We start from the raw sequence: 19,524 nt of genomic DNA, 5'->3' as shown, positions 1-19,524 counted from the left end.
ACAGCTCCCTTGGGAGAGGGTCGGATTTCAGGCGTCGACGACGGGAGTGGCGGCCGACGTGACCTTGGTGAAGCGCGGCAGGGCGGCGGCGCCGACCGCGAGGAGGGCGACGATGCCCATCTGCACGTACTCGACTCCGGCGAACGCGTGGGCGACGTTGCGCGGCGCCCGGACCAGGTAGAGGGTGCCGAGGGTGGCCACGCCGAGAGCGAGTCCGCTCTGCTGGAGGGTGATCAGCACTCCGCTGCCGATGCCGGCCAGGTGGGTGGGGACGTCGGCGAGCACGCTGCGGAACAGGCCGGCGAACAGCATCGACTGTCCGGCACCGACCAGGGCGAGCGGTACGGCCATCGCCCACAGGCTGACGTGCGGCCAGTTTTGGAGCAGGACCGCCACCAGTGAGACCAGTCCGGCGAGCTGGACGACGGCACCGACGGACAGCGCCGCCCGGCCGAACCGTGTGATCAGGCGGGGCGCGACCAGCGAACCGGCGAAGAAGAGCAGGGCCATCGGCAGGATCGCCAGCCCGCTGTGCAGGGCGTCGGCGTGCAGGCCGTTCTGGACGGTGAGGGCGAAGACGAACATGAAGGCGCCGAAGCCGACGCTGAAGGCGAACACCATGGTCAGCCCGCGGGACATCGACGGCAGGCGGAGCAGGGACGGCGGCAGCAGAGGGACCTCGCCGCGCCGCTCGGTGCGCTTCTCCACGACGTAGGTGGCGGCGCCCAGGACGACCGCGACGGCGAGCAGCAGCCAAGTCCACCACGGCCAGCCCAGGGAGTGCCCCTCGGTCAGCGGCACCAGCAGGGCGGTCAGGGTGGCGGCGAACAGGACGGTGCCGGGCAGGTCGATGCCGACGGGGTGGTGCGAGCGGGTGGCGGGCACGATCCGGGCCGCCACCAGGAGCACGACCACGCCGATGGGCACGTTGACCAGGAAGATCGGCCGCCAGGAGGTTCCGGCGATGTCGGCGCTGACCAACAGGCCACCGACCAGCTGCCCGACCACGGCGGCGATGCCGGAGGTCGCCCCGTACAGAGCCACCGCACGAGCCTTGCGTTCGCCTTCGAGGACGTGGTGGAAGGTCGCCAGCACCTGCGGGATGAGCAGGGCGGCGGTGGCACCCTGGACGATGCGGGCCGCGATCAGCGCACCCACGCTCGGGGCGACACCGCAGGCCAGCGACGCCAGGACGAAGCCGACGAGCGCGCCGAGGAAGATACGGCGACGGCCGTAGCGGTCACCGAGCCGGCCGCCGAGGACCAGCAGAGTCGCGTACGCCACGCCGTACCCGGCGATGACCAGTTCCAACGAGGACGCGGAGGCGTGCAGCGAGGCGTCGATGCTGGGCAGGGCCACGTTGGTGATGAAGAAGTCCATGATCGGCAGAAACGCGCCGGCCAGCAGGATGAACACCCCGACCGGGTGCAGCCCGCCCGCGCGGGCCATGGCGCGGGGCGAGGCCGTCGCGGTCCCGGTCCGCCCGGAGGAAAGGGTTGTCGTCATGACAGATCCTCGATTGTAGTTATGCACTCATAACTATGAGGGCATGACGAGTATGGTGTCATAACTAGTTCCTTGGCAACCCGTACCCGGGAGATGTGATGCGCAACAGAGCCCAGCCGACGGGCCCCGCGGCCGGACCGGATGCACCGGATGCACCGGATGCAGATCAGCGATGGGCCGATCTGGCCGACCTGGTGCTGATCATCAGCCGGGAGATCCAGTTCCGCCGCTACACGGACGAGCGCGCTGTCCACCTGTCGCAGTCCGAAGGCATGGTGATGCGCTACCTGAAGCGCGACCCCGCCACCACACCCAGCCGCATCGCCGCGGCAACCGGGCTGCAGCGCACCAACCTCTCCACGGTCCTGCGCGGCCTCGAACACAAGGGCTTCATCGAGCGGCACGCCCACTCGGGCGATGGTCGCGGGGTGACGGTCCACTCCACGGAACGCGGACGCGACAACACCGTCCTCGTTCGACAGGAATGGGCTGAGGCCGTCTCCGCGGCCGCCGACCATGACACCCGGCACCTCGACGCGGCCCTCACCCTGCTCGCCGCCATGGAAGCCGGGCTGACCAAGGGACGACCCCGGTTCCCCGCCACCTCTCCGGCAACAGGTACCTGACCTCCAGCCAGCGGTCATCGCGGCGACGCTCGCCGCCCGCCCCTCACGACCCGCCGCAGAAGTCACCCGTCGTTCGCTCCCGCAACCCGTCAGACGAGCCCGCACATCATGTCGCACGCATCCTGACCGCGACCCTCGCCTGGGGAGAGCCTGGGGAGTCTGGAGGACCTCCGGGGAACGTGCGGGGAGAATCGACTGCGCAACCGGGCACGAACCCGAAAGACCCAGAAAGATGGATCAGCCCAGGCCAGAGGAGTGATCAGCGGCATCACCACAGGTCAGAACCACCAGGCACACCTCTGCTTTTCCAGGTGGGCCCGGTGACGGGTTCGCCGCAGCGCGGAGGCGTCCGCTGTGGTCCCTTGATCCAGCGGTGCCACCAGGAGGAGCCATGCCCTCATCGAGCGCCCTCGCCCCGTCCGTGGCCCGGTCCGGTCGGCCCCGGTGGCAGCGTGGAATCCGCCTCCTCGAGCGTCTGCGCCGTCGTCGTCCCGCGCCGGTCCGCCTGCCGCGCCCGGCCCAGGTGCGGGCGCTGCTCGCGGTACTGGACGAGGCTGTGGCCGCCCAGCAGCCCGCCGATGCGGCGGTGGCCGCGTGTGGCGAGCCCGGCCCTGTCCCTGGCCGGGCCGCCCGGGCCTGCGGCGACGCGAGTTCAGCTCTCCTCCACCTGCGAGCCCGGCTGCGGGAGCTGCTGCTCACCGACATCGACCTCGTACAGGCCCGGGCGTACGCGGGGCGGCTGCTCGCTTACCACCAGTGGATGGTGCGGCAGTCGGCGAACCTGGCGTACACCGGGCATCCGGACGCCCGCACCGAGGCGGCCCGGCTGCAGCTGAACGGCCTGGGACGGCCCGCGGACGAGCTGCGGCGGCTGCGAGATGTGCTCAAGGAGCAGCAACGTGCGCCGTGAGCACACGCGAACCGGCCCCTGCCCCTGCCCCTGCCGCTGCCCCTGCCGTTAGCTTCTCAGAACCTCGCCCCATTTCAAGTCGTTGGTGCTAGCTTCATTAGCACCATGCTGTTGAGACTGAACACTGCGGACAGTCGCCCCCTGCACGAGCAGGTGGCCGGCGCGATCCGGCGCGCGATCGCCGAGGGCGAGTGCGGGCCGGGAGACCGCCTTCCCCCGGCCCGGGATCTTTCCCAGGCCCTGGATGTGAACGTCAACACGGTTCTACGGGGTCTTCGGGCGCTGCGTGACGAAGGGGTGCTGGAGTTCCGGCGGGGCCGGGGCGTGACGGTGGCCGACGGGGCGGACCAGCGCTCCGTCCTGCTGGACCGCGTACGCGACCTGGTGACCGAAGCGACGCACCTCGGCTACGGCAAGGACGACCTCATCGACATGATCAGGGGGATCTCGTGACCGACCGGGCGCGTAGGAGCGGGGCGGCGCGGGGCGCCGTCGGCTGGGGCGGCGGCGTCCTGGCCCTGTTGGTGGGGCTGCCGTTGGCCGCGAGCGGCCGGCTCCCGGACCGGCTGGCGACCCACTGGGGCGCCGGCTCGGGCAGGCCCGACGGCTCCATGCCGTTCTGGGCCGCCGCACTGTTCCCCGCGCTGATCTGGGGGGTGCCGGCAGTCGTCGTCATGCTGACGCTGCGCCGGACGGGGGCCGGTGGCGTGGTGCCGGGGTGGGCGGTCGCGGGCCTCGGGTTCGGTGGGGTGATGCTGCTGGGTGGGCAGGCGTCCATCGTGCGGGCGAATCTGGATCGTGCGGACTGGCGCGACGCCGAATCGGTGACCAGTTGGGTCGTGGGGACGGTCGCCGTCGCGGCCGCTGTGGGGGCGGTCGGGCTGCTGGCCGCGCGCCGGGCGCCTGCGCTGTCCCGGCCCGCGGCAGAGGGCCCGGCCCTGGACATTCCCGTCGGGCAGCGGGTCGTATGGCTGGCTCGTACGTCGAACTCGTGGCTCCAGGCGCTTGCCGCGCTGAGCGGGCTGGTCGCGGTCGGGGTCGGCGTGGCGGCGCTCTCGGGTCTGGCGGGCCTTTCGTTCCTGCTGGCCGCCGCGCCCTTCGTCTTCGCCTCTCTTCTGGTTCTCGGGTGTTCCTCCGTGCAGGCACGGGTCAACGAGCGGGGTTTGGACGTCTCGTTCGGGCCCTTCGGGTGGCCCGCGCGGCACTGGGCCGCCGGGGACGTCGAGTCGGCGCGCGTGGAGAGTCGTACGCCCGGCCACGTCGGCGGCTGGGGGTACCGGCTGAGCGGGCTGGGCACCACCGTGATGCTGCGCGGCGGCGAGTGCCTGGTCGTCCGCTCCTCCAAGGGCCGGGAGTTCGCCGTGAGCGTGGACGACGCCGAACGCGGAGCCGCCCTTCTCAACTCCCTGAGCGCCCGGCACACAAGGTGAGGACCCGGCGGGCCGGAAGGCGGGCGAGGCCGTCTCGTACGGCGGCCACGGGTGGGCGGCCGACGAGGTTGTGGCCGGAGGCCATCGGCAGGTGGTACGCGCCGACCACGGGAACGGCGAGCACGAGCGCCTGGCCGCCGGTCCGCCTGCCGTCAGGGTGTGGCCGTGGCCGGCAGGCCCGGGTCCGGTGTCGTGGGGTGGCTCGCCGATCTCGGCAGGCTCAGCACCATGGTGAGGCCCCCGCCGGGTGTGTCCTCGGCGGCGAGGGTGCCGCCGATGGCCTCGGTGAAACCGCGGGCGACCGCCAGACCGAGGCCGACGCCGGTGCCGCGCGGCGAGTCGCCGTAGCGCTGGAAGGGTTCGAAGATGCGGTCCTTGGCCTCGTCGGGGACGCCCGGACCGCGGTCCACGACGCGCACCTCCACCCGGTCCGCGATGGCGCTCGCCGACACCAGCACCGGGGTGTCCGCCGGACTGTATTTCACCGCGTTCTCGACGATGTTGGCGACGGACCGTTCCAGGAGCCCCCGGTCGACGTCGACCATGGGCAGCGTCTCCGGGATGTCGAGTTCCACGCTGTCCTCGGGCACACCGCCGAGCGCCATGGGCACGACCTCGTCGAGGTCGGTCTCGCGGATGATCGGGGTGACCGTGCCGGTCTGGAGGCGGGACATGTCGAGGAGGTTGCCGACGAGGTGGTCGAGGCGGTCGGCGCCTTCCTCGATGGCCTCCAGAAGCTCCGCCTGGTCCTCCTGCGACCACTCGACGTCGTCCGAGCGCAGGGAGGTGACCGCGGCCTTGATGCCGGCGAGCGGGGTGCGCAGGTCGTGGCTGACGGCGGCGAGCAGGGCGGTGCGGATGCGGTTGCCCTCGGCCAGTTCCTTGGCCTGGTCGGCCTCCTGCTGAAGGCGCCGGCGGTCCAGGACCACGGCGGCCTGGGCGGCGAAGGCCGCGAGCACCCGCCGGTCCTCGGCGGGCAGGACCCGTCCGGTCAGCGCCAGGGCCATGTGGTCGCCGACCGACACGTCGACGTCGGCCGCCTCCGGGGTGGCGCAGGGCCGCGGGCCGACGCTGCCCGCGCAGGTCCAGGGCGCCACCTCGTTCTCGCGCTCCAGCAGCGCCACCGACTCCATGCCGAAGGTCTCGCGGACCCGGTCGAGCAGCGCCTCCAGGCTGGTCTCGCCGCGCAGGACGTTGCCGGCCAGGAAGGAGAGGATCTCCGACTCCGCTCTCAGGCGGGCGGCCTGGTGGGTGCGGCGGGCGGCCAGGTCGACGACGGAGGCCACGGAGACGGCGACGCCGACGAAGATCGCGATGGCGACGATGTTCTTCGGGTCGGCGATCGTCAGGGTGTGGACGGGCGGGGTGAAGTACCAGTTCAGGAGCAGGGAACCGGCCGCGGCCGAGGCCAGCGCGGGGAAGAGCCCGCCCAGCAGGGCCGCCGCCACCGTCATGGCCAGGAACAGCAGCATGTCGTTGGCGAGGCCGACGTCCGGGGACACGCTGCTCAGCAGCCAGGTCAGCAGGACGGGGCCGCCGAGGCCGACCAGCCAGCCCCAGATCAGACGGGGCCCGGCCCAGGCGTGCGCCCCGGTTGACCGGGAGTCCGCGGCCCTTTCCGGCCTCGTCGTGGGTGATGAGGTGGACGTCGAGGTCGGGTCCGGAGTCGCGGGCGACCGTGGCGCCGACGCCGGGGCCGAAGGCGTACTGCCAGCCCTTGCGGCGGGAGACGCCCAGCACGATCTGGGTGGCGTTGACCCCGCGCGAGAAGTCGAGCAGCGCGACCGGTATGTCGTCGCCGACGACGTGGTGGAAGGTGCCCCCGAGGTCCTCGACGAGGGTGCGCTGGACGGCCAGTTCCTTCGGAGAGGCCGCCGTCAGGCCGTCGCTGCGGGAGATGTAGACGGCGAGCACCTCGCCGCCCGCGCCCTTCTCCGCCAGCCGGGCCGCGCGGCGTATCAGCGTCCGCCCTTCGGGGCCCCCGGTGAGCCCGACGACGATCCGCTCCCGCGAGCCCCAGATGGTGGAGACGCTGTGCGCGCTGCGGTACTCGGTCAGATAGGCGTCGACCCGGTCGGCCACCCACAGCAGCGCCAGTTCGCGCAGGGCGGTGAGGTTGCCGGGCCGGAAGTAGGCCGCGTCGACCCCGTACCGGCGTGCCTGGAGATTGATGACGAGGGCCCGCACGAGCTGCGGGTCGTCCTCCACCACCAGCACCCGTGTCATGGGCGTGCGCCTTTCCTGTCGTACGTCGTCGGGCCGTACCGGCTTCATGACGGCGGGAGTCGGCGGAACGGGGCTCTCCCTCCCGGACCGCCGACTCCTCTGTGGGACGTGTAACTCCATCAGCTCTTCGCCGCGAGTTCCTTGAGCGCGATGTTGAGTTGGAGGACGTTGACGCGGGGTTCGCCGATGAAGCCGAGGGTGCGGCCGTCGGTGTGGGCGTCGACCAGTTTCTGCACCTGGGCGACGGGCAGGCCGTTCTTCTCGGCGATCCGGTGGACCTGGATGTCCGCGTACTGCGGGGAGATGTCCGGGTCCAGGCCGGAGCCGGAGGACGTGACCGCGTCGGCGGGCACGTCGGAGGGCTTGACCGTGTAGCCGTTCACCGAGTTGTCCTTGACGACGGCCTTCTTCGCGGCGGTCACCCAGTCGATCAGGTCCTTGTTGTCACCGGACCGGTTGGTCGCGCCGGACAGGATCAACTTGTACTGCGTGTTGACGCTGTTGCTGCCGAGACCGTTCTGCGGACGCCCCTGGAACCACTTCAGGTCGGGCTCCGGAGTCTCCTGACCCGTCTTCAGCGGCAGGTTGTACGACTGCCCGATGAGGGAGGAACCGACGACCTTGCCGTCCGACTTGATCTCGGAGCCGTTGGCCTGGTCGCTGAACAGTCCCTGGGCGATACCGGTCACCACCAGCGGGTAGATGACGCCGGTCACCAGGGTCAGTACGAGGAGGGCGCGCAGGCCCGCCCAGAGCAACCGGACGGTGTTGGTTACGGAGTTGTTCATGACCTTCAGCACGCTTTCAAGAAATTACAGCCCGGGGATGAGGGAGATGAGCAGGTCGATGAGCTTGATCCCGATGAAGGGGGCGATCAGGCCGCCGATGCCGTAGATCGTGAGGTTGCGCCGCAGCATCCTGTCCGCGCTGACCGGCCGGTACTGGACGCCCTTGAGGGAGAGCGGCACCAGCGCGATGATGATCAGCGCGTTGAAGATGACGGCGGACAGGATCGCGGAGTCCGGCGAGGCCAGGCCCATGACGTTGAGCTTGTCCAGGCCCGGGTAGACGGCCGCGAACAGCGCCGGGATGATCGCGAAGTACTTCGCGACGTCGTTGGCGATCGAGAACGTCGTCAACGCGCCCCGGGTGATGAGGAGTTGCTTGCCGATCTCGACGATCTCGATGAGCTTCGTCGGGTTGGAGTCGAGGTCGACCATGTTGCCGGCCTCCTTCGCGGCCGACGTACCCGTGTTCATGGCCACACCCACGTCGGCCTGGGCGAGCGCAGGTGCGTCGTTGGTGCCGTCGCCGGTCATCGCGACGAGCTTGCCGCCCGCCTGCTCCCGCTTGATGAGGGCCATCTTGTCCTCGGGAGTGGCCTCGGCGAGGAAGTCGTCGACACCGGCCTCCTCGGCGATCGCCTTCGCCGTCAGCGGGTTGTCGCCCGTGATCATGACGGTCTTGATGCCCATGCGCCGCAGCTCGTCGAACCGCTCGCGCATGCCCTCCTTGACGACGTCCTTGAGGTGGATGACACCCAGTACACGGGCGCCCTTGTCGTCCTCGACGGCGACGAGCAGCGGGGTGCCGCCGGCCTCGGAGATGCGGTTGGCGAGCGTGCCGGCGTCCTTGGAGACGGTGCCGCCCTGCTCCTTGACCCAGGTGATGACCGAGCCGGCCGCGCCCTTGCGGATCCTGCGCCCGTCGACGTCCACGCCCGACATGCGGGTCTGGGCGGTGAAGGCGATCCACTCGGCGCCGGACAGCTCGCCCTGGTGGCGCTCGCGCAGCCCGTACTTCTCCTTCGCCAGGACGACGATGGAACGGCCCTCGGGGGTCTCGTCGGCCAGCGAGGAGAGCTGGGCCGAGTCGGCCACCTCTGCCTCGGTCGTCCCGGTCACCGGCACGAACTCCGACGCCTGCCGGTTGCCGAGCGTGATGGTGCCGGTCTTGTCCAGCAGCAGGGTCGACACATCGCCCGCAGCCTCGACGGCCCGCCCGGACATGGCCAAGACATTCCGCTGCACCAGCCGGTCCATGCCCGCGATGCCGATCGCGGAGAGGAGCGCGCCGATCGTCGTCGGGATGAGGCAGACCAGGAGGGCCACCAGCACGACCATCGTGAGGTGGGTGCCCGCGTAGTCCGCGAACGGCGGCAGGGTCGCCACCGCCAGCAGGAACACGATGGTCAGCGAGGCGAGCAGGATGTTGAGGGCGATCTCGTTCGGCGTCTTCTGCCGGGCAGCGCCCTCGACCAGGTTGATCATCCGGTCGATGAAGGTCTCGCCCGGCTTCGTCGTGATCTTGATGACGATCCGGTCGGACAGGACCTTCGTGCCGCCGGTGACCGCGCTTCGGTCGCCGCCGGACTCCCGGATGACGGGCGCCGACTCACCGGTGATCGCCGACTCGTCGACGGAGGCCACGCCCTCGACGACGTCACCGTCGCCGGGGATGATGTCACCGGCCTCGCAGACGACCAGGTCGCCGATGCGCAGTTCGGTGCCGGGCACCTCCTCCTCGGACTCCCCCACGAGCCGCCGGGCGACCGTGTCGGTCTTGGCCTTGCGCAGAGTGTCCGCCTGCGCCTTGCCTCGGCCCTCGGCGACCGCCTCCGCGAGGTTCGCGAAGATCACCGTCAGCCACAGCCAGGCGCTGATCGTCCAGCCGAACCAGTCGCCCGGGTCCTTGAAGGAGAACACGGTGGTCAGCACGGAGCCGATCCACACCACGAACATCACGGGCGACTTGACCATGACCCGCGGATCGAGCTTGCGGCAGGCGTCCGGCAGCGACTTCAGCAACTGCTTGGGGTCGAAGAGGCCCGCGCCGACACGGCTTTCCTTGTGACCGGTCGGGACGTCCTGGTGGGGTGCCCGGGTCGGGGTGGCTGTGGACATGGAGTCCTCTTGCTTCTGCGTGTCGGTGGTCATGACGCCAGCCCCTCGGCCAGCGGACCCAGCGCCAGCGCCGGGAAGTAGGTCAGACCGGTGATGATCAGGATCGCGCCCACCAGCAGCCCCGTGAACAGGGGCTTCTCGGTGCGCAGGGTGCCCGCGGTCGCCGGCACCGGCTTCTGCTCCGCCAGCGAACCCGCCAGCGCCAGCACGAACACCATCGGCAGGAACCGGCCCAGCACCATGGCCAGCCCCAGCGTGCTGTTGAACCACTGCGTGTCCGCGTTCAGCCCGGCGAACGCCGAACCGTTGTTGTTCGCCGCCGAGCTGTAGGCGTACAGGATCTCGGAGAACCCGTGCGCCCCACTGTTGGTCATCGAGTTGCCCGGGGTCGGCAGGGCCATCGCCGCGGCTGTGAAGACCAGCACCAGCGCCGGGGTGATCAGGATGTAGCACGCCGCGAACTTGATCTCACGGGTCCCGATCTTCTTGCCCAGGTACTCGGGCGTACGCCCCACCATCAGACCGGCGATGAACACCGCGATGATCGCCATCACCAGCATGCCGTACAGACCCGAACCGGTACCGCCGGGCGCGATCTCCCCCAACTGCATGCCCAGCATGGTGATACCGCCGCCGAGCCCGGTGAACGAGGAGTGGAAGGAGTTCACCGCGCCGGTCGAGGTGAGCGTCGTCGACACCGCGAAGATCGACGAGGCGCCGACCCCGATACGGGTCTCCTTGCCCTCCATCGCCCCGCCCGCGATCTCGAACGCCGGGCCGTGGTGCGCGAACTCGGTCCACATCATCAGCGCGATGAAGCCCACCCAGATCGTGCCCATGGTCGCGAGGATCGCGTACCCCTGCCTGACCGAGCCGACCATGATCCCGAAGGTGCGGGTCAGCGCGAACGGGATGACCAGCAGCAGGAAGATCTCGAAGAGGTTCGTGAACGGCGTCGGATTCTCGAAGGGGTGGGCGGAGTTGGCGTTGAAGTAACCGCCGCCGTTGGTGCCGACCTCCTTGATGGCCTCCTGCGAGGCGACCGCGCCGCCGTTCCACTGCTGGTGGCCGCCCATGCTGTGCCCATTCAGGAATTGCCCGACCTCGTGGATCCCGGAGAAGTTCTGGATGGCGCCGCAGGCGACCAGGACGACCGCGGCGACGACGGACAGCGGCAGCAGGATACGGATGGTCCCGCGCACCAGGTCCGACCAGAAGTTGCCCAGCTCACCGGTGCGCATGGGGGTCCCCCCGCTCGAGCGAAGCCGAGAGTGGGGGAGCGCGAACCCCCGCACCAGCGCCACCGCGACGGCGATGCCGACGGCCGCCGACACGAAGTTCTGCACCGCGAGGCCTGCCGTCTGCACGACATGGCCCATGGCCTGCTCGCCGTAGTACGACTGCCAGTTGGTGTTCGTCACGAACGACGTGGCCGTGTTGAACGCCTGGTCCGGGTCGATGGCCTTGAAGCCGAGCGAGCCGGGCAGATGCCCCTGGAGCCGCTGGAGCAGATAGAGGAAGAGGACGCTCACGGCCGAGAAGGCGAGCACCCCGCGCAGATACGCGGGCCAGCGCATCTCCGTGTTCGGGTTGGCGCCGATGCCCTTGTAGATCCACTTCTCGACGCGCCAGTGCCGGTCGGAGGAGTAGACCCTGGCCATGTAGTTGCCGAGGGGGACGTAGGCGAGCGCCAGCGCCGCTATGAGTGCGAGCAACTGAAGCACGCCGCCGAGTACGGGACCCATCACGATCTCAGAACCTCTCCGGGAAGATCAGGGCGAGGACGAGATAACCCAGCAGGGCGACGGCCACGACCAGACCGACGACGTTCTCGGCGGTCACAGCTTCGTCACCCCTTTGGCGACGAGAGCCACCAGCGCGAACACCGCGATCGTGGTGACGACGAAGGCCAGATCGGCCATCGCGAACTCCTAGAACTAGAAGAGGTTCGGGTGGAACGGACGATTAGAGGAAACCGCCTTTTTGGCCGGATTCCGCGGTCGTTGACGCGTCTCTTACGGCGGCCCCCACACCTTTGACGGGACTCTTACGCCGCTGGAGGCGAGGGTCACAGCAGCCGGAAGCGCAGCCGGCAGATGACCGCGTCCGTCTCCCGCCGCACGGCGTGGGCGACGACCGCGCCCCGCTGGTTCTGCAGCAGCCGCTGCCACAGCCGCTCCGGCTCGGTCTCCGGGATCAGGACGGTGACCTGGGTGGCCGGCTCCGCCGCCGTGACCTCACGGACGTACGCGGCGATGGGACGGCCCAGGCTGCGGCTCTCGCAGGTCAGCCGGACCAGCGGCACCCCGGGGTCCCACTCCGCCCAGGCGCGCTCCAGCGCGTGGAGGGCGACCCGGTCCTCGGGGTCGGGGTAGCAGACGGTGACCGCGCGCACCTCGTCGCCCAGGGAGGCCGCCGCGGTCAGCGCCTCGGACGTCAGGCGGGAGAGGGAGGACACGGGGACGATCACCAGCGAGCGTTCGCGGTGCGGGGGCTCAGGGATCCGCCCCAGGCCCAGACTCTCCCCGATACGGGCGTAGGCGCGGTGCACGGCGACGAAGGCCAGCGCGAGCAGCGGGAGCGCGACCACGACCAGCCAGGCGCCCTCCTCGAACTTGCTCGCGGTGACGACGATGGTCGCCACACCGGTCAGGAGTGCGCCGAAGCCGTTGAGCAGGGCCTTGCCCCGCCACCCCGTCCCGCGTTCGAGCCGCCAGTGCCGGACCATGCCCACCTGCGCGATGGTGAAGCCGACGAAGACGCCGATCGCGAACAGGGGCACGAGGGTGTTGGTGTCACCGCCGGAGAACACCAGCAGCGCCGCCGAGACCACGGCCAGGGCCAGCACTCCGTGCCGGTGCACCTGGCGGTCGGCCTTCAGCGCGAACACGTGCGGCAGGTAGTTGTCGCGGGCCAGCAGCTTCAGCAGCACCGGCAGCCCGCCGAAGGACGTGTTCGCGGACAGGGCCAGCAGGATCATCGTGGCGAACTGGATGACGTAGAAAGCCCAGTTGTGCCCCAGTGAGGCGTCCGCGAGCTGGGCGAGGACGGTCACGCCCTCGACCGGCTGGAGGTGGAAGCGGGAGATCAGCACCGACAGACCGATCAGCATCACACCGAGCACGGCGCCGAGGGCGACCTCGGCGTGCTGGGCCCGCTTCACGCGCGGCACCCGGAAGGAGGGGACGGCGTTGGCGATGGCCTCGACTCCGGTGAGGGCCGCGCAACCAGAGGCGAAAGCTTTCAGCAACAGCAGCGCGCCCACCGTGGTCGCGTTGTCGGCCAGGACCGACGCATGCCCGTCCGCGGTGGCCGTGCTGACCGGGGCCGACCGGAACAGCCCGACGACGATCAGGACGAGGATCGAGCCGACGAACACCACGGTCGGCACGATGAACACCCTCGCCGACTCCACGATGCCCCGCAGGTTCACCGCCGTGATCAGCACGAGCACCGCCAGGCACACCCACAGGCGGTCGCCGTACAGCTCCGGGAAGGCCGAGGTCAGCGCGGCGACACCGGCGGTGACGGCGACCGCGACATTGAGCACGTAGTCCAGGACCAGGGACGCGGCCGCGACCAGGCTGGTGCGCGCGCCCAGATGCGTCTTCGCCACGGCGTACGACCCGCCGCCGTCCGGGAACGCGGCGATCACCTGCCGGTACGAGGCGACCAGCACCGCCAGCAGACCCGCGATGGCCAGCGTCACCGGCAGGGTGAAACCGAGGCCGTGGGCACCGGCCGCGGCGAGGACGAGGACGATCGCCTCGGGGCCGTAGGCCACCGACGCCATGGCGTCGAGCGAGAGGGCGGCCAGGCCGGTGACAGCGGTGAGCCGGTGGCGTTCGCCGGTATCCGGCGGCTCTTCGTCGGCGGGGGTCGCGCCCGGCTCCAGGGTCAGGACGGACATCGGCGCGTGCTCCTTCTTCCAGGTCCGTGCACGAGGGCTGAGGTGTGCGCGGTGCACTCAGGGTGTGTCCGTTTCCGGCCAAGGCCGACCGTCCTTTGCGGCTTCTTCGCGCCGAAGCGGCCGACTTTGACGGGACCTTGACGGGGATGTGACGCAGGTGACAGCGCCGTCAGCGTCCCGTCAAAACGGAGGCGGTCCGGCCTTCCGGATCCCTACGGTCACCGCATGGCCCCCCGCAACGGCGCGCGCGGACCCGCTGACGCGGCGCACGACCTCCGCTTGGCGCGCGACGTGCGGGACACGGTGCGCTGCGCCGGCGCCGCCCGTACGGCGCGGCATCCGCCATCTGCCGCTTCCGGTTCCGGTTCCGGTTCCGGTTCCGGTGCTTATCAGGCTCCTTCTACGCCCCGCGCACCATGGGGTGCGGGTTCTGCGCCGGCCGCGTCGTGCCGGCCTGTTCCGCGCAGGGCAGCGACACGACCATCGTCAGGCCGCCGCCCGGGGTGTCCTCGGGAGTGAGGGTCCCGTTCATCGCCTCGGTCAGGCCCCGGGCGAGGGCGAGGCCCAAGCCGAGACCGGTGGTGTTGTCGGTGTCCCCGAGCCGCTGGAACGGCTCGAAGAGCCGCTCCCGGCCGTCGGTGGGAAGGCCGGGCCCCCGGTCGACGACCCGCAGTTCCACGCGTCCCGCCAGGGCGCTGGCGGTGACCATCACCTTCTGCCCGGGCGGCGTGTGCCGGGCCGCGTTGCCGACCAGGTTGGCGACGACGCGCTCCAGCAGCGGCGCATCGGCCAGCACCGCCGGGATCCGCTCCATGTCCCGCGCCTCGGCCGCCGGCACGTCCGCGAGCGCCATCGGGAGCACCTCCTCCAGGGTCGTGGCCCGCAGGTTCAGCGGGAGGACGCCGGCCTCCAGGCGGCTGAGGTCGAGGAGGTTCTCGACCAGGCGGCTGAGCTTGGCCATGGACTCGTCGGCGGTGGCGAGGAGTTCGTCGCGGTCCTCCGGGGTGAACTCCACGTCCCGGCTGCGCAGCGAGGTGACGGCCGCCCAGCCCGCGGCGAGCGGGGTGCGCAGGTCGTGCCCGACGGCCCGCAGCAGCGCCGTACGCATCCGGTCGGCGGCCTTCACGGGCTCCACCTCGGCCGCCGCCTCGGCCAGCCGGGCCCGCTCGACGGCCGACCCCACGTGCGCGGCGAACGCGGCGAGCACGCGCCGCTCGGAGGACGACAGCGTCCGCCCCCGCAGCAGCAGATACGCGCCGGGACCGGCCGGCACGGCGGTGGCGCCCTCGGCGTCGGGCGGTTCGGCATCGGGAGGTTGGGAGTTGGGCGGTTCGGCATCGGGCGGTTCGGCATCGGGAGGTTCGTCGACGAGTTCCGCCGAGTCCATGCCGAAGGTCTCGCGGGTCCGTTCCAGCAGGGCCGGGATGGTCGCGCCACCGCGCACGATGCTGCCGGCCAGCGACGACATGGTCTCGGCCTCCGCGGTGGCCCGGGCCGAGCGGCGGGACAGCCGCAGCGAGCGGTCGACGACGGCGGCCACCGTGACGGCCACCACCGCGAACACCCCCAGCGCGAGAAGCGCGTTGGGATCCTCGAGTGTGAACGCGCCGATGGGCGGGATGAACCAGTAGTTCAGCAGCAGGGACGCCGTCACCGACGCGATCAGCGCCGAAGCGACCCCTCCTATGCAGGCCACCCCCACCACCGCGAGCAGGAACAGCAGCGCCTCGCTCGTCAGGTTCACCGTGCCCCGCACCTGGGCGAGGACGGCCGTCAGCAGCACCGGCAGCACCAGCCCCGCCACCGGCCCCGCGATCAGTCGGGCGGTGGACAGGGTACGGCGGCGGGACGGCAGCAGGGAGCCGCGCCCGGCGCGCTCGTGGGTGACCCGGTGGACGTCGATGTCCCCGGACAGCTCGGTCACGGTCTCCCCCGTGCCGGGTCCGGTCAGGAACCGCTCCAGGCGGCCCCGGCGGCTGGTGCCCAGCACCAGCTGGGTGGCGTTCTCGGCACGGGCGAACTCCACCAGTGCGGTGGCGATGCCGTCCCCGACGACGGAGTGGTAGCTGCCCCCGAGGTCCTCCACCAGCCGCCGCTGCCGGGCCAGCGAGGCGTGCGAGACACCGGCGGCCAGGCCGTCGCTGCGGGCCACGTGCACGGCCAGCAGATCGCCCCCGGCCGACCGGGCGGCGATGCGGGCGGCCCGCCGGACGAGCGTGTCCCCCTCCGGCCCGCCCGTCAGCGCGACGACCACCCGCTCCCGGGTCTCCCACACGCCGCCGATGGAGTGCTCGGCGCGGTAGGTCTGGAGCGCCGCGTCGACCCGGTCCGCGACCCACAGCAGGGCCAGTTGCCGCAGCGCGGTCAGATTGCCCGGCCGGAAGTAGTTCGCGAGGGCCGCGTCGACCTTCTCGGGCGCGTAGACGTTGCCGTGGGCCATACGGCGCCGCAGGCCCTCCGGGGGCATGTCCACCAGCTCGACCTGATGGGCCCGCCGGACGACGTCGTCGGGCACCGTCTCGTGCTGCGGCACCCCGGTGATCTTCTCCACCACGTCGTTGAGGGAGGCCAGATGCTGGATGTTCAGCGCCGTCACGACGTCGACGCCGGCGGCGAGCAGCGCCTCGATGTCCTGCCAGCGCTTGGCGTTGCGGCCGTCACCGGGGACGTTGCTGTGGGCGAACTCGTCGACGATCGCCACCTGCGGGCGGCGGGCCAGCACCGCCGTGAGGTCCATCTCCTCGAACTCGCCGCCACGGTGGACACAGCGGGCACGGGGGACGACCTCCAGGCCGTCCAGCATGGCCTCGGTGCGCGGCCGGCCGTGGCACTCGGCGAGGCCGACCACGACATCCGCGCCGCGGGCAGCCCGCCGCCGCCCCTCGTCGAGCATCCGGTAGGTCTTGCCCACCCCCGGGGCCGCCCCCAGGTAGACCTTCAGCCGTCCGGGCCGTACGTCACCACTCATCGCCGCCGACGCGCTCCGCTCACTGGCTCAACTCCCTCGGGAGGCGGGTTGCTTCTCTCCACCGAAACGCTTCCGGCGACCGGGCGGGGCGGTTGTTAGCGCTTCCTTGGCACCGATCACGGGGACCTTGACGCCGTCTTGACATCCCTGGGGACGGACAGGAGTCACTAGGGTGACGCGGAAGCTTCCGCCATGCAGATGCACGCCAACCAGCTGACGGTGTCGCCTCAGACGGTGCGCATGTTGGTGGATCAGCAGTTTCCTGAGTGGCAGAGCCTGCCCGTCAGGAGCATCGCTGCACAGGGTACGGTCAACGCCGTCTTCCGCATCGGCGATGGGTTCGCAGCTCGCTTCCCTCTTGAACCCGCAGACGTCGAGCCGACACGGCGCCGGCTGAAGGCCGAAGCGGAAGCGGCTCGCGAGCTGGCAGGGCGCACGCGTTTCCCCACGCCCGAGCTGGTCGCACTCGGTGAATCCGGGGCGGGCTACCCGCTTCCGTGGTCGGTGCAGACGTGGCTGCCGGGGACCGTGGCCGACGACGAGGACCCGGGCGAATCGGTGGCGTTCGCCCGCGACCTGGCCGATCTCATCGGCGACCTACGCGCGATCGACACGCGTGGCCGCACGTTCGCCGGCACAGGTCGAGGAGGCGACCTGCGAACCCATGACGCCTGGATGGAGACCTGTTTCAGGCACAGTGGGCAGCTCCTGGACGTTCCTCGGCTCCGCCGTATCTGGGCGACTTTGCGCGATCTCCCGCGAGGCGCGACTGAGGACGTCATGGCCCACAGTGACCTGATTCCTGGCAACGTGCTCGTGTCCGACGGCCGTCTTGCCGGGATTCTCGACGTCGGCGGCTTCGGGCCGGCGGACCCGTCGCTGGATCTCGTGAGCGCGTGGCATCTGCTGGAGGCCGGGCCGCGCGAGGTGCTCCTCGATCACCTGGGTTGCGGCGGCCTTCAACGGGAGCGGGGCAAGGCGTGGGCTTTCGTTCAGGCGATGGGGTTGGTCTGGTATTACGTCGACAGCAACCCGGTCATGAGTCGGATGGGCCGACGATCCCTGGAGCGCATCCTGGCCGACGGCTCTTCGCGCGACCTGCCCGCCCGGTCCCAGGCTGCGAACTGAGGGGGCGGGTGTGCCGGACACTGAAGAGAAACGGAAGACCGCCGGCACATCGGCAGTCAGCCAGACACGCAGGTCAGGCCGCTCAGCATCCGCCGGTCGGGACAGCACAGCCGCTCCGCCCCAGGCACCGGAAGCACTGCCTCTCCTGCGGAGTACGGGCACTTCCATCCCCTCTCCACGACGAGATCGAGGACGTCCTGCCGGTTTCGCACTCCGCGGAAGCGACGCCGCGGTGGTGCCATGGCCGGGGAGGCTCATGCCACCACCGCGGGGGCGGGGCGGAAGGTGCTCCTTCCTCCTAGGACGCCGTGACGCGGTCTGGCGTGTGTGTCCCGTTCCGGGCGGCCCGGCGCTGGCGGACCACGGCGAAGACCACCACGGCCACGGCCAGCAGGGTGGAGAGGACGACCTGGTCGCGGCCTCCGCCGTCAGCCGTGTCGGTGAGCATGTATCCCAGGACGAAGGTGATGAGGGCGATGGTGGCCCAGGTCAGGTAGGGGTAGAGCCACATCCGGACGACCAGCTTCTCCGGCGACTCCCGCTCGATGATCTTGCGCATCCGCAGCTGGGAGAAGCAGATCACCAGCCAGACGAACAGGGCGATCGCTCCGGAGGCGTTGAGCAGGAACTGGAAGACGGTGTCCGGCCACAGGTAGTTGAAGGCGACCGCGACGAAGCCGAAGACGACCGAGGCGAGGATGGCCGAGCGCGGGACGCCACGGTCCGTCGTCCGACCGAACGCGGCCGGGGCGTCGCTGCGGCGGCCGAGAGAGAAGGCCATGCGGGAGGCGGTGTACAGGCCGGAGTTGAGGCAGGAGAGCACCGAGGTCAGCACGATGGTGTTCATGATCTGGCCGGCGTGCGGGATGCCGACGGAGCTGAGCGCGGCGACGTACGAGCCGTCCTTGAGGATGGCCGGGTCGTCCCAGCGCAACAGCGAGACCACGATCAGGATCGAGCCCAGGTAGAACACGGCGATCCGCCAGATGACGCTGTTGGTGGCCTTGGTGACGGCGGCCTGCGGGTCCGCGGTCTCACCCGCCGCCAGCGTGACGATCTCGCTGCCCATGAAGGAGAAGACCACCATCAGGACGCCGGTGAGGATCGCTCCGGGTCCGTTCGGCAGGAAGCCGCCGTGCGCCGTGAGGTTGGAGAAGCCGCTCGCCGGGTGGTCCGAGCCGGGCAGCAGGCCGAAGATGGCAAGGCCGCCGACCACGATGAACGCGGCGATCGCGACGACCTTGATGCCGGCGAACCAGAACTCGAACTCACCGTAGGAGCTCACCGAGGCCAGGTTGGTGGCGGTGAGGACGAGCATGACGATCAGGGCCCAGCCCCACTGCGGGACCGCCGGCATCCAGCCGGCCAGGATCTTGGCCCCGGCGGTCGCCTCGACTGCGAGCACCACGACCCAGAAGAACCAGTACAGCCAGCCGATGGTGAAGCCGGCCCACCGGCCCAGCGCGCGGTCGGCGTAGGCGGAGAACGAGCCGGAGGTGGGGTTGGCCGCGGCCATCTCACCGAGCATGCGCATCACGAGGACGACCAGGACGCCGACGAGGGCGTACGAGATCAGGATGCCGGGACCGGCGGCGGCGATGCCGGAGCCGGAGCCGACGAACAGGCCGGCGCCGATGACACCGCCGATCGCGATCATCGACAGATGGCGGCTCTTCAGTCCGGCCTGCAGGCCGGACTCGGGCTCCGCGGGAGGGCTTTTGGGGACGGTTGTGGTCATCTCGACATCCATGGAGGGAGTGCGGACCAGGGCCCCTGGAAATTAGTTCAGTGCGATCTAAAAGAACAAGACTTGTTTAACTGTTCACCCTGCTCTATTTTTCGTGCAGTGCGCACGGCGTCTTCCGTCCCCCGTGGCTGCCGCCGTGTCGTCCCCGTGTTCCGGTCCCCTGGGGAGCC

General features: G+C 70.6%; 13 protein-coding genes and 2 pseudogenes. 5 read left to right on the top strand and 10 right to left on the bottom strand.

Annotation, left to right across the window (positions count from 1 at the left end; all coding sequences use genetic code 11):
* Positions 1-27 precede the first annotated feature (27 nt).
* Complete coding sequence (locus OG352_RS33920; RefSeq protein ID WP_329222213.1) at positions 28-1,506, bottom strand: MFS transporter; 1,479 nt, start codon at positions 1,504-1,506, stop codon at positions 28-30.
* 98 nt (positions 1,507-1,604) lie between these two features.
* Between OG352_RS33920 and OG352_RS33915 the strand changes: the two genes are divergently transcribed.
* From OG352_RS33915 to OG352_RS33900, 4 genes are all read left to right on the top strand, one after another.
* Complete coding sequence (locus OG352_RS33915) at positions 1,605-2,132, top strand: MarR family winged helix-turn-helix transcriptional regulator (protein WP_329222212.1); 528 nt, start codon at positions 1,605-1,607, stop codon at positions 2,130-2,132.
* A gap of 391 nt (positions 2,133-2,523) precedes the next feature.
* Complete coding sequence (locus OG352_RS33910; protein WP_329222210.1) at positions 2,524-3,042, top strand: hypothetical protein; 519 nt, start codon at positions 2,524-2,526, stop codon at positions 3,040-3,042.
* A gap of 105 nt (positions 3,043-3,147) precedes the next feature.
* Positions 3,148-3,495 (top strand): GntR family transcriptional regulator, encoded by a 348-nt coding sequence (locus OG352_RS33905; protein ID WP_329222209.1) that lies wholly within the window; start codon positions 3,148-3,150, stop codon positions 3,493-3,495.
* Complete coding sequence (locus OG352_RS33900; protein ID WP_329222208.1) at positions 3,492-4,472, top strand: DUF1648 domain-containing protein; 981 nt, start codon at positions 3,492-3,494, stop codon at positions 4,470-4,472. Before OG352_RS33905 ends, OG352_RS33900 begins: the two co-directional genes overlap by 4 nt.
* 152 nt (positions 4,473-4,624) lie before the next feature.
* Here OG352_RS33900 and OG352_RS33895 read toward each other — a convergent pair.
* The 7 genes and pseudogenes from OG352_RS33895 to OG352_RS33865 all read right to left on the bottom strand — a co-directional run.
* Positions 4,625-6,617, bottom strand: a pseudogene (locus OG352_RS33895) (DUF4118 domain-containing protein); the annotation flags it as partial.
* 200 nt (positions 6,618-6,817) lie between these two features.
* Positions 6,818-7,486, bottom strand: coding sequence for a potassium-transporting ATPase subunit C (locus tag OG352_RS33890; protein WP_329222207.1), 669 nt, complete (start codon positions 7,484-7,486; stop codon positions 6,818-6,820).
* A 24-nt stretch (positions 7,487-7,510) separates the two neighbouring features.
* Entirely contained in the window at positions 7,511-9,634 is a 2,124-nt protein-coding gene (gene kdpB, locus OG352_RS33885) for a potassium-transporting ATPase subunit KdpB (RefSeq protein WP_329222205.1), read from the bottom strand.
* Positions 9,631-11,346 (bottom strand): potassium-transporting ATPase subunit KdpA, encoded by a 1,716-nt coding sequence (kdpA, locus tag OG352_RS33880; protein WP_329222204.1) that lies wholly within the window; start codon positions 11,344-11,346, stop codon positions 9,631-9,633. The genes kdpB and kdpA overlap by 4 nt, the downstream gene beginning before the upstream one ends.
* A gap of 7 nt (positions 11,347-11,353) precedes the next feature.
* Positions 11,354-11,443: a K(+)-transporting ATPase subunit F gene (gene kdpF / locus OG352_RS33875; protein WP_009326374.1), complete on the bottom strand. Its 90-nt coding sequence runs from the start codon at positions 11,441-11,443 to the stop codon at positions 11,354-11,356.
* Between the two features lie 226 nt (positions 11,444-11,669).
* On the bottom strand, positions 11,670-13,511 hold the full coding sequence (locus tag OG352_RS33870; RefSeq protein ID WP_329222202.1) for an APC family permease: 1,842 nt from the start codon (positions 13,509-13,511) through the stop codon (positions 11,670-11,672).
* A 400-nt stretch (positions 13,512-13,911) separates the two neighbouring features.
* A complete protein-coding gene (locus OG352_RS33865) occupies positions 13,912-16,479 on the bottom strand; it encodes a sensor histidine kinase (protein WP_329222201.1) in 2,568 nt (855 codons plus the stop codon).
* Between the two features lie 192 nt (positions 16,480-16,671).
* Between OG352_RS33865 and OG352_RS33860 the strand changes: the two genes are divergently transcribed.
* Positions 16,672-17,607, top strand: a complete 936-nt coding sequence (locus OG352_RS33860; RefSeq protein WP_329222199.1) for an aminoglycoside phosphotransferase family protein — start codon at positions 16,672-16,674, stop codon at positions 17,605-17,607.
* A gap of 27 nt (positions 17,608-17,634) precedes the next feature.
* On the opposite strand, the pseudogene OG352_RS33855 reads toward OG352_RS33860, so the two are convergent.
* Positions 17,635-17,819: pseudogene (locus tag OG352_RS33855) on the bottom strand (hypothetical protein); the annotation flags it as partial.
* 86 nt (positions 17,820-17,905) lie between these two features.
* Positions 17,906-19,345, bottom strand: a complete 1,440-nt coding sequence (locus OG352_RS33850; RefSeq protein WP_329222197.1) for an amino acid permease — start codon at positions 19,343-19,345, stop codon at positions 17,906-17,908.
* Between the last annotated feature and the right edge of the window lie 179 nt (positions 19,346-19,524).

The organism is Streptomyces sp. NBC_01485 (assembly GCF_036227125.1).
Classification (GTDB): Bacteria; Actinomycetota; Actinomycetes; order Streptomycetales; family Streptomycetaceae; genus Streptomyces.
Note: the sequence above shows the minus strand (reverse complement) of the source record. Positions and strands in the feature narration are given on the sequence as shown.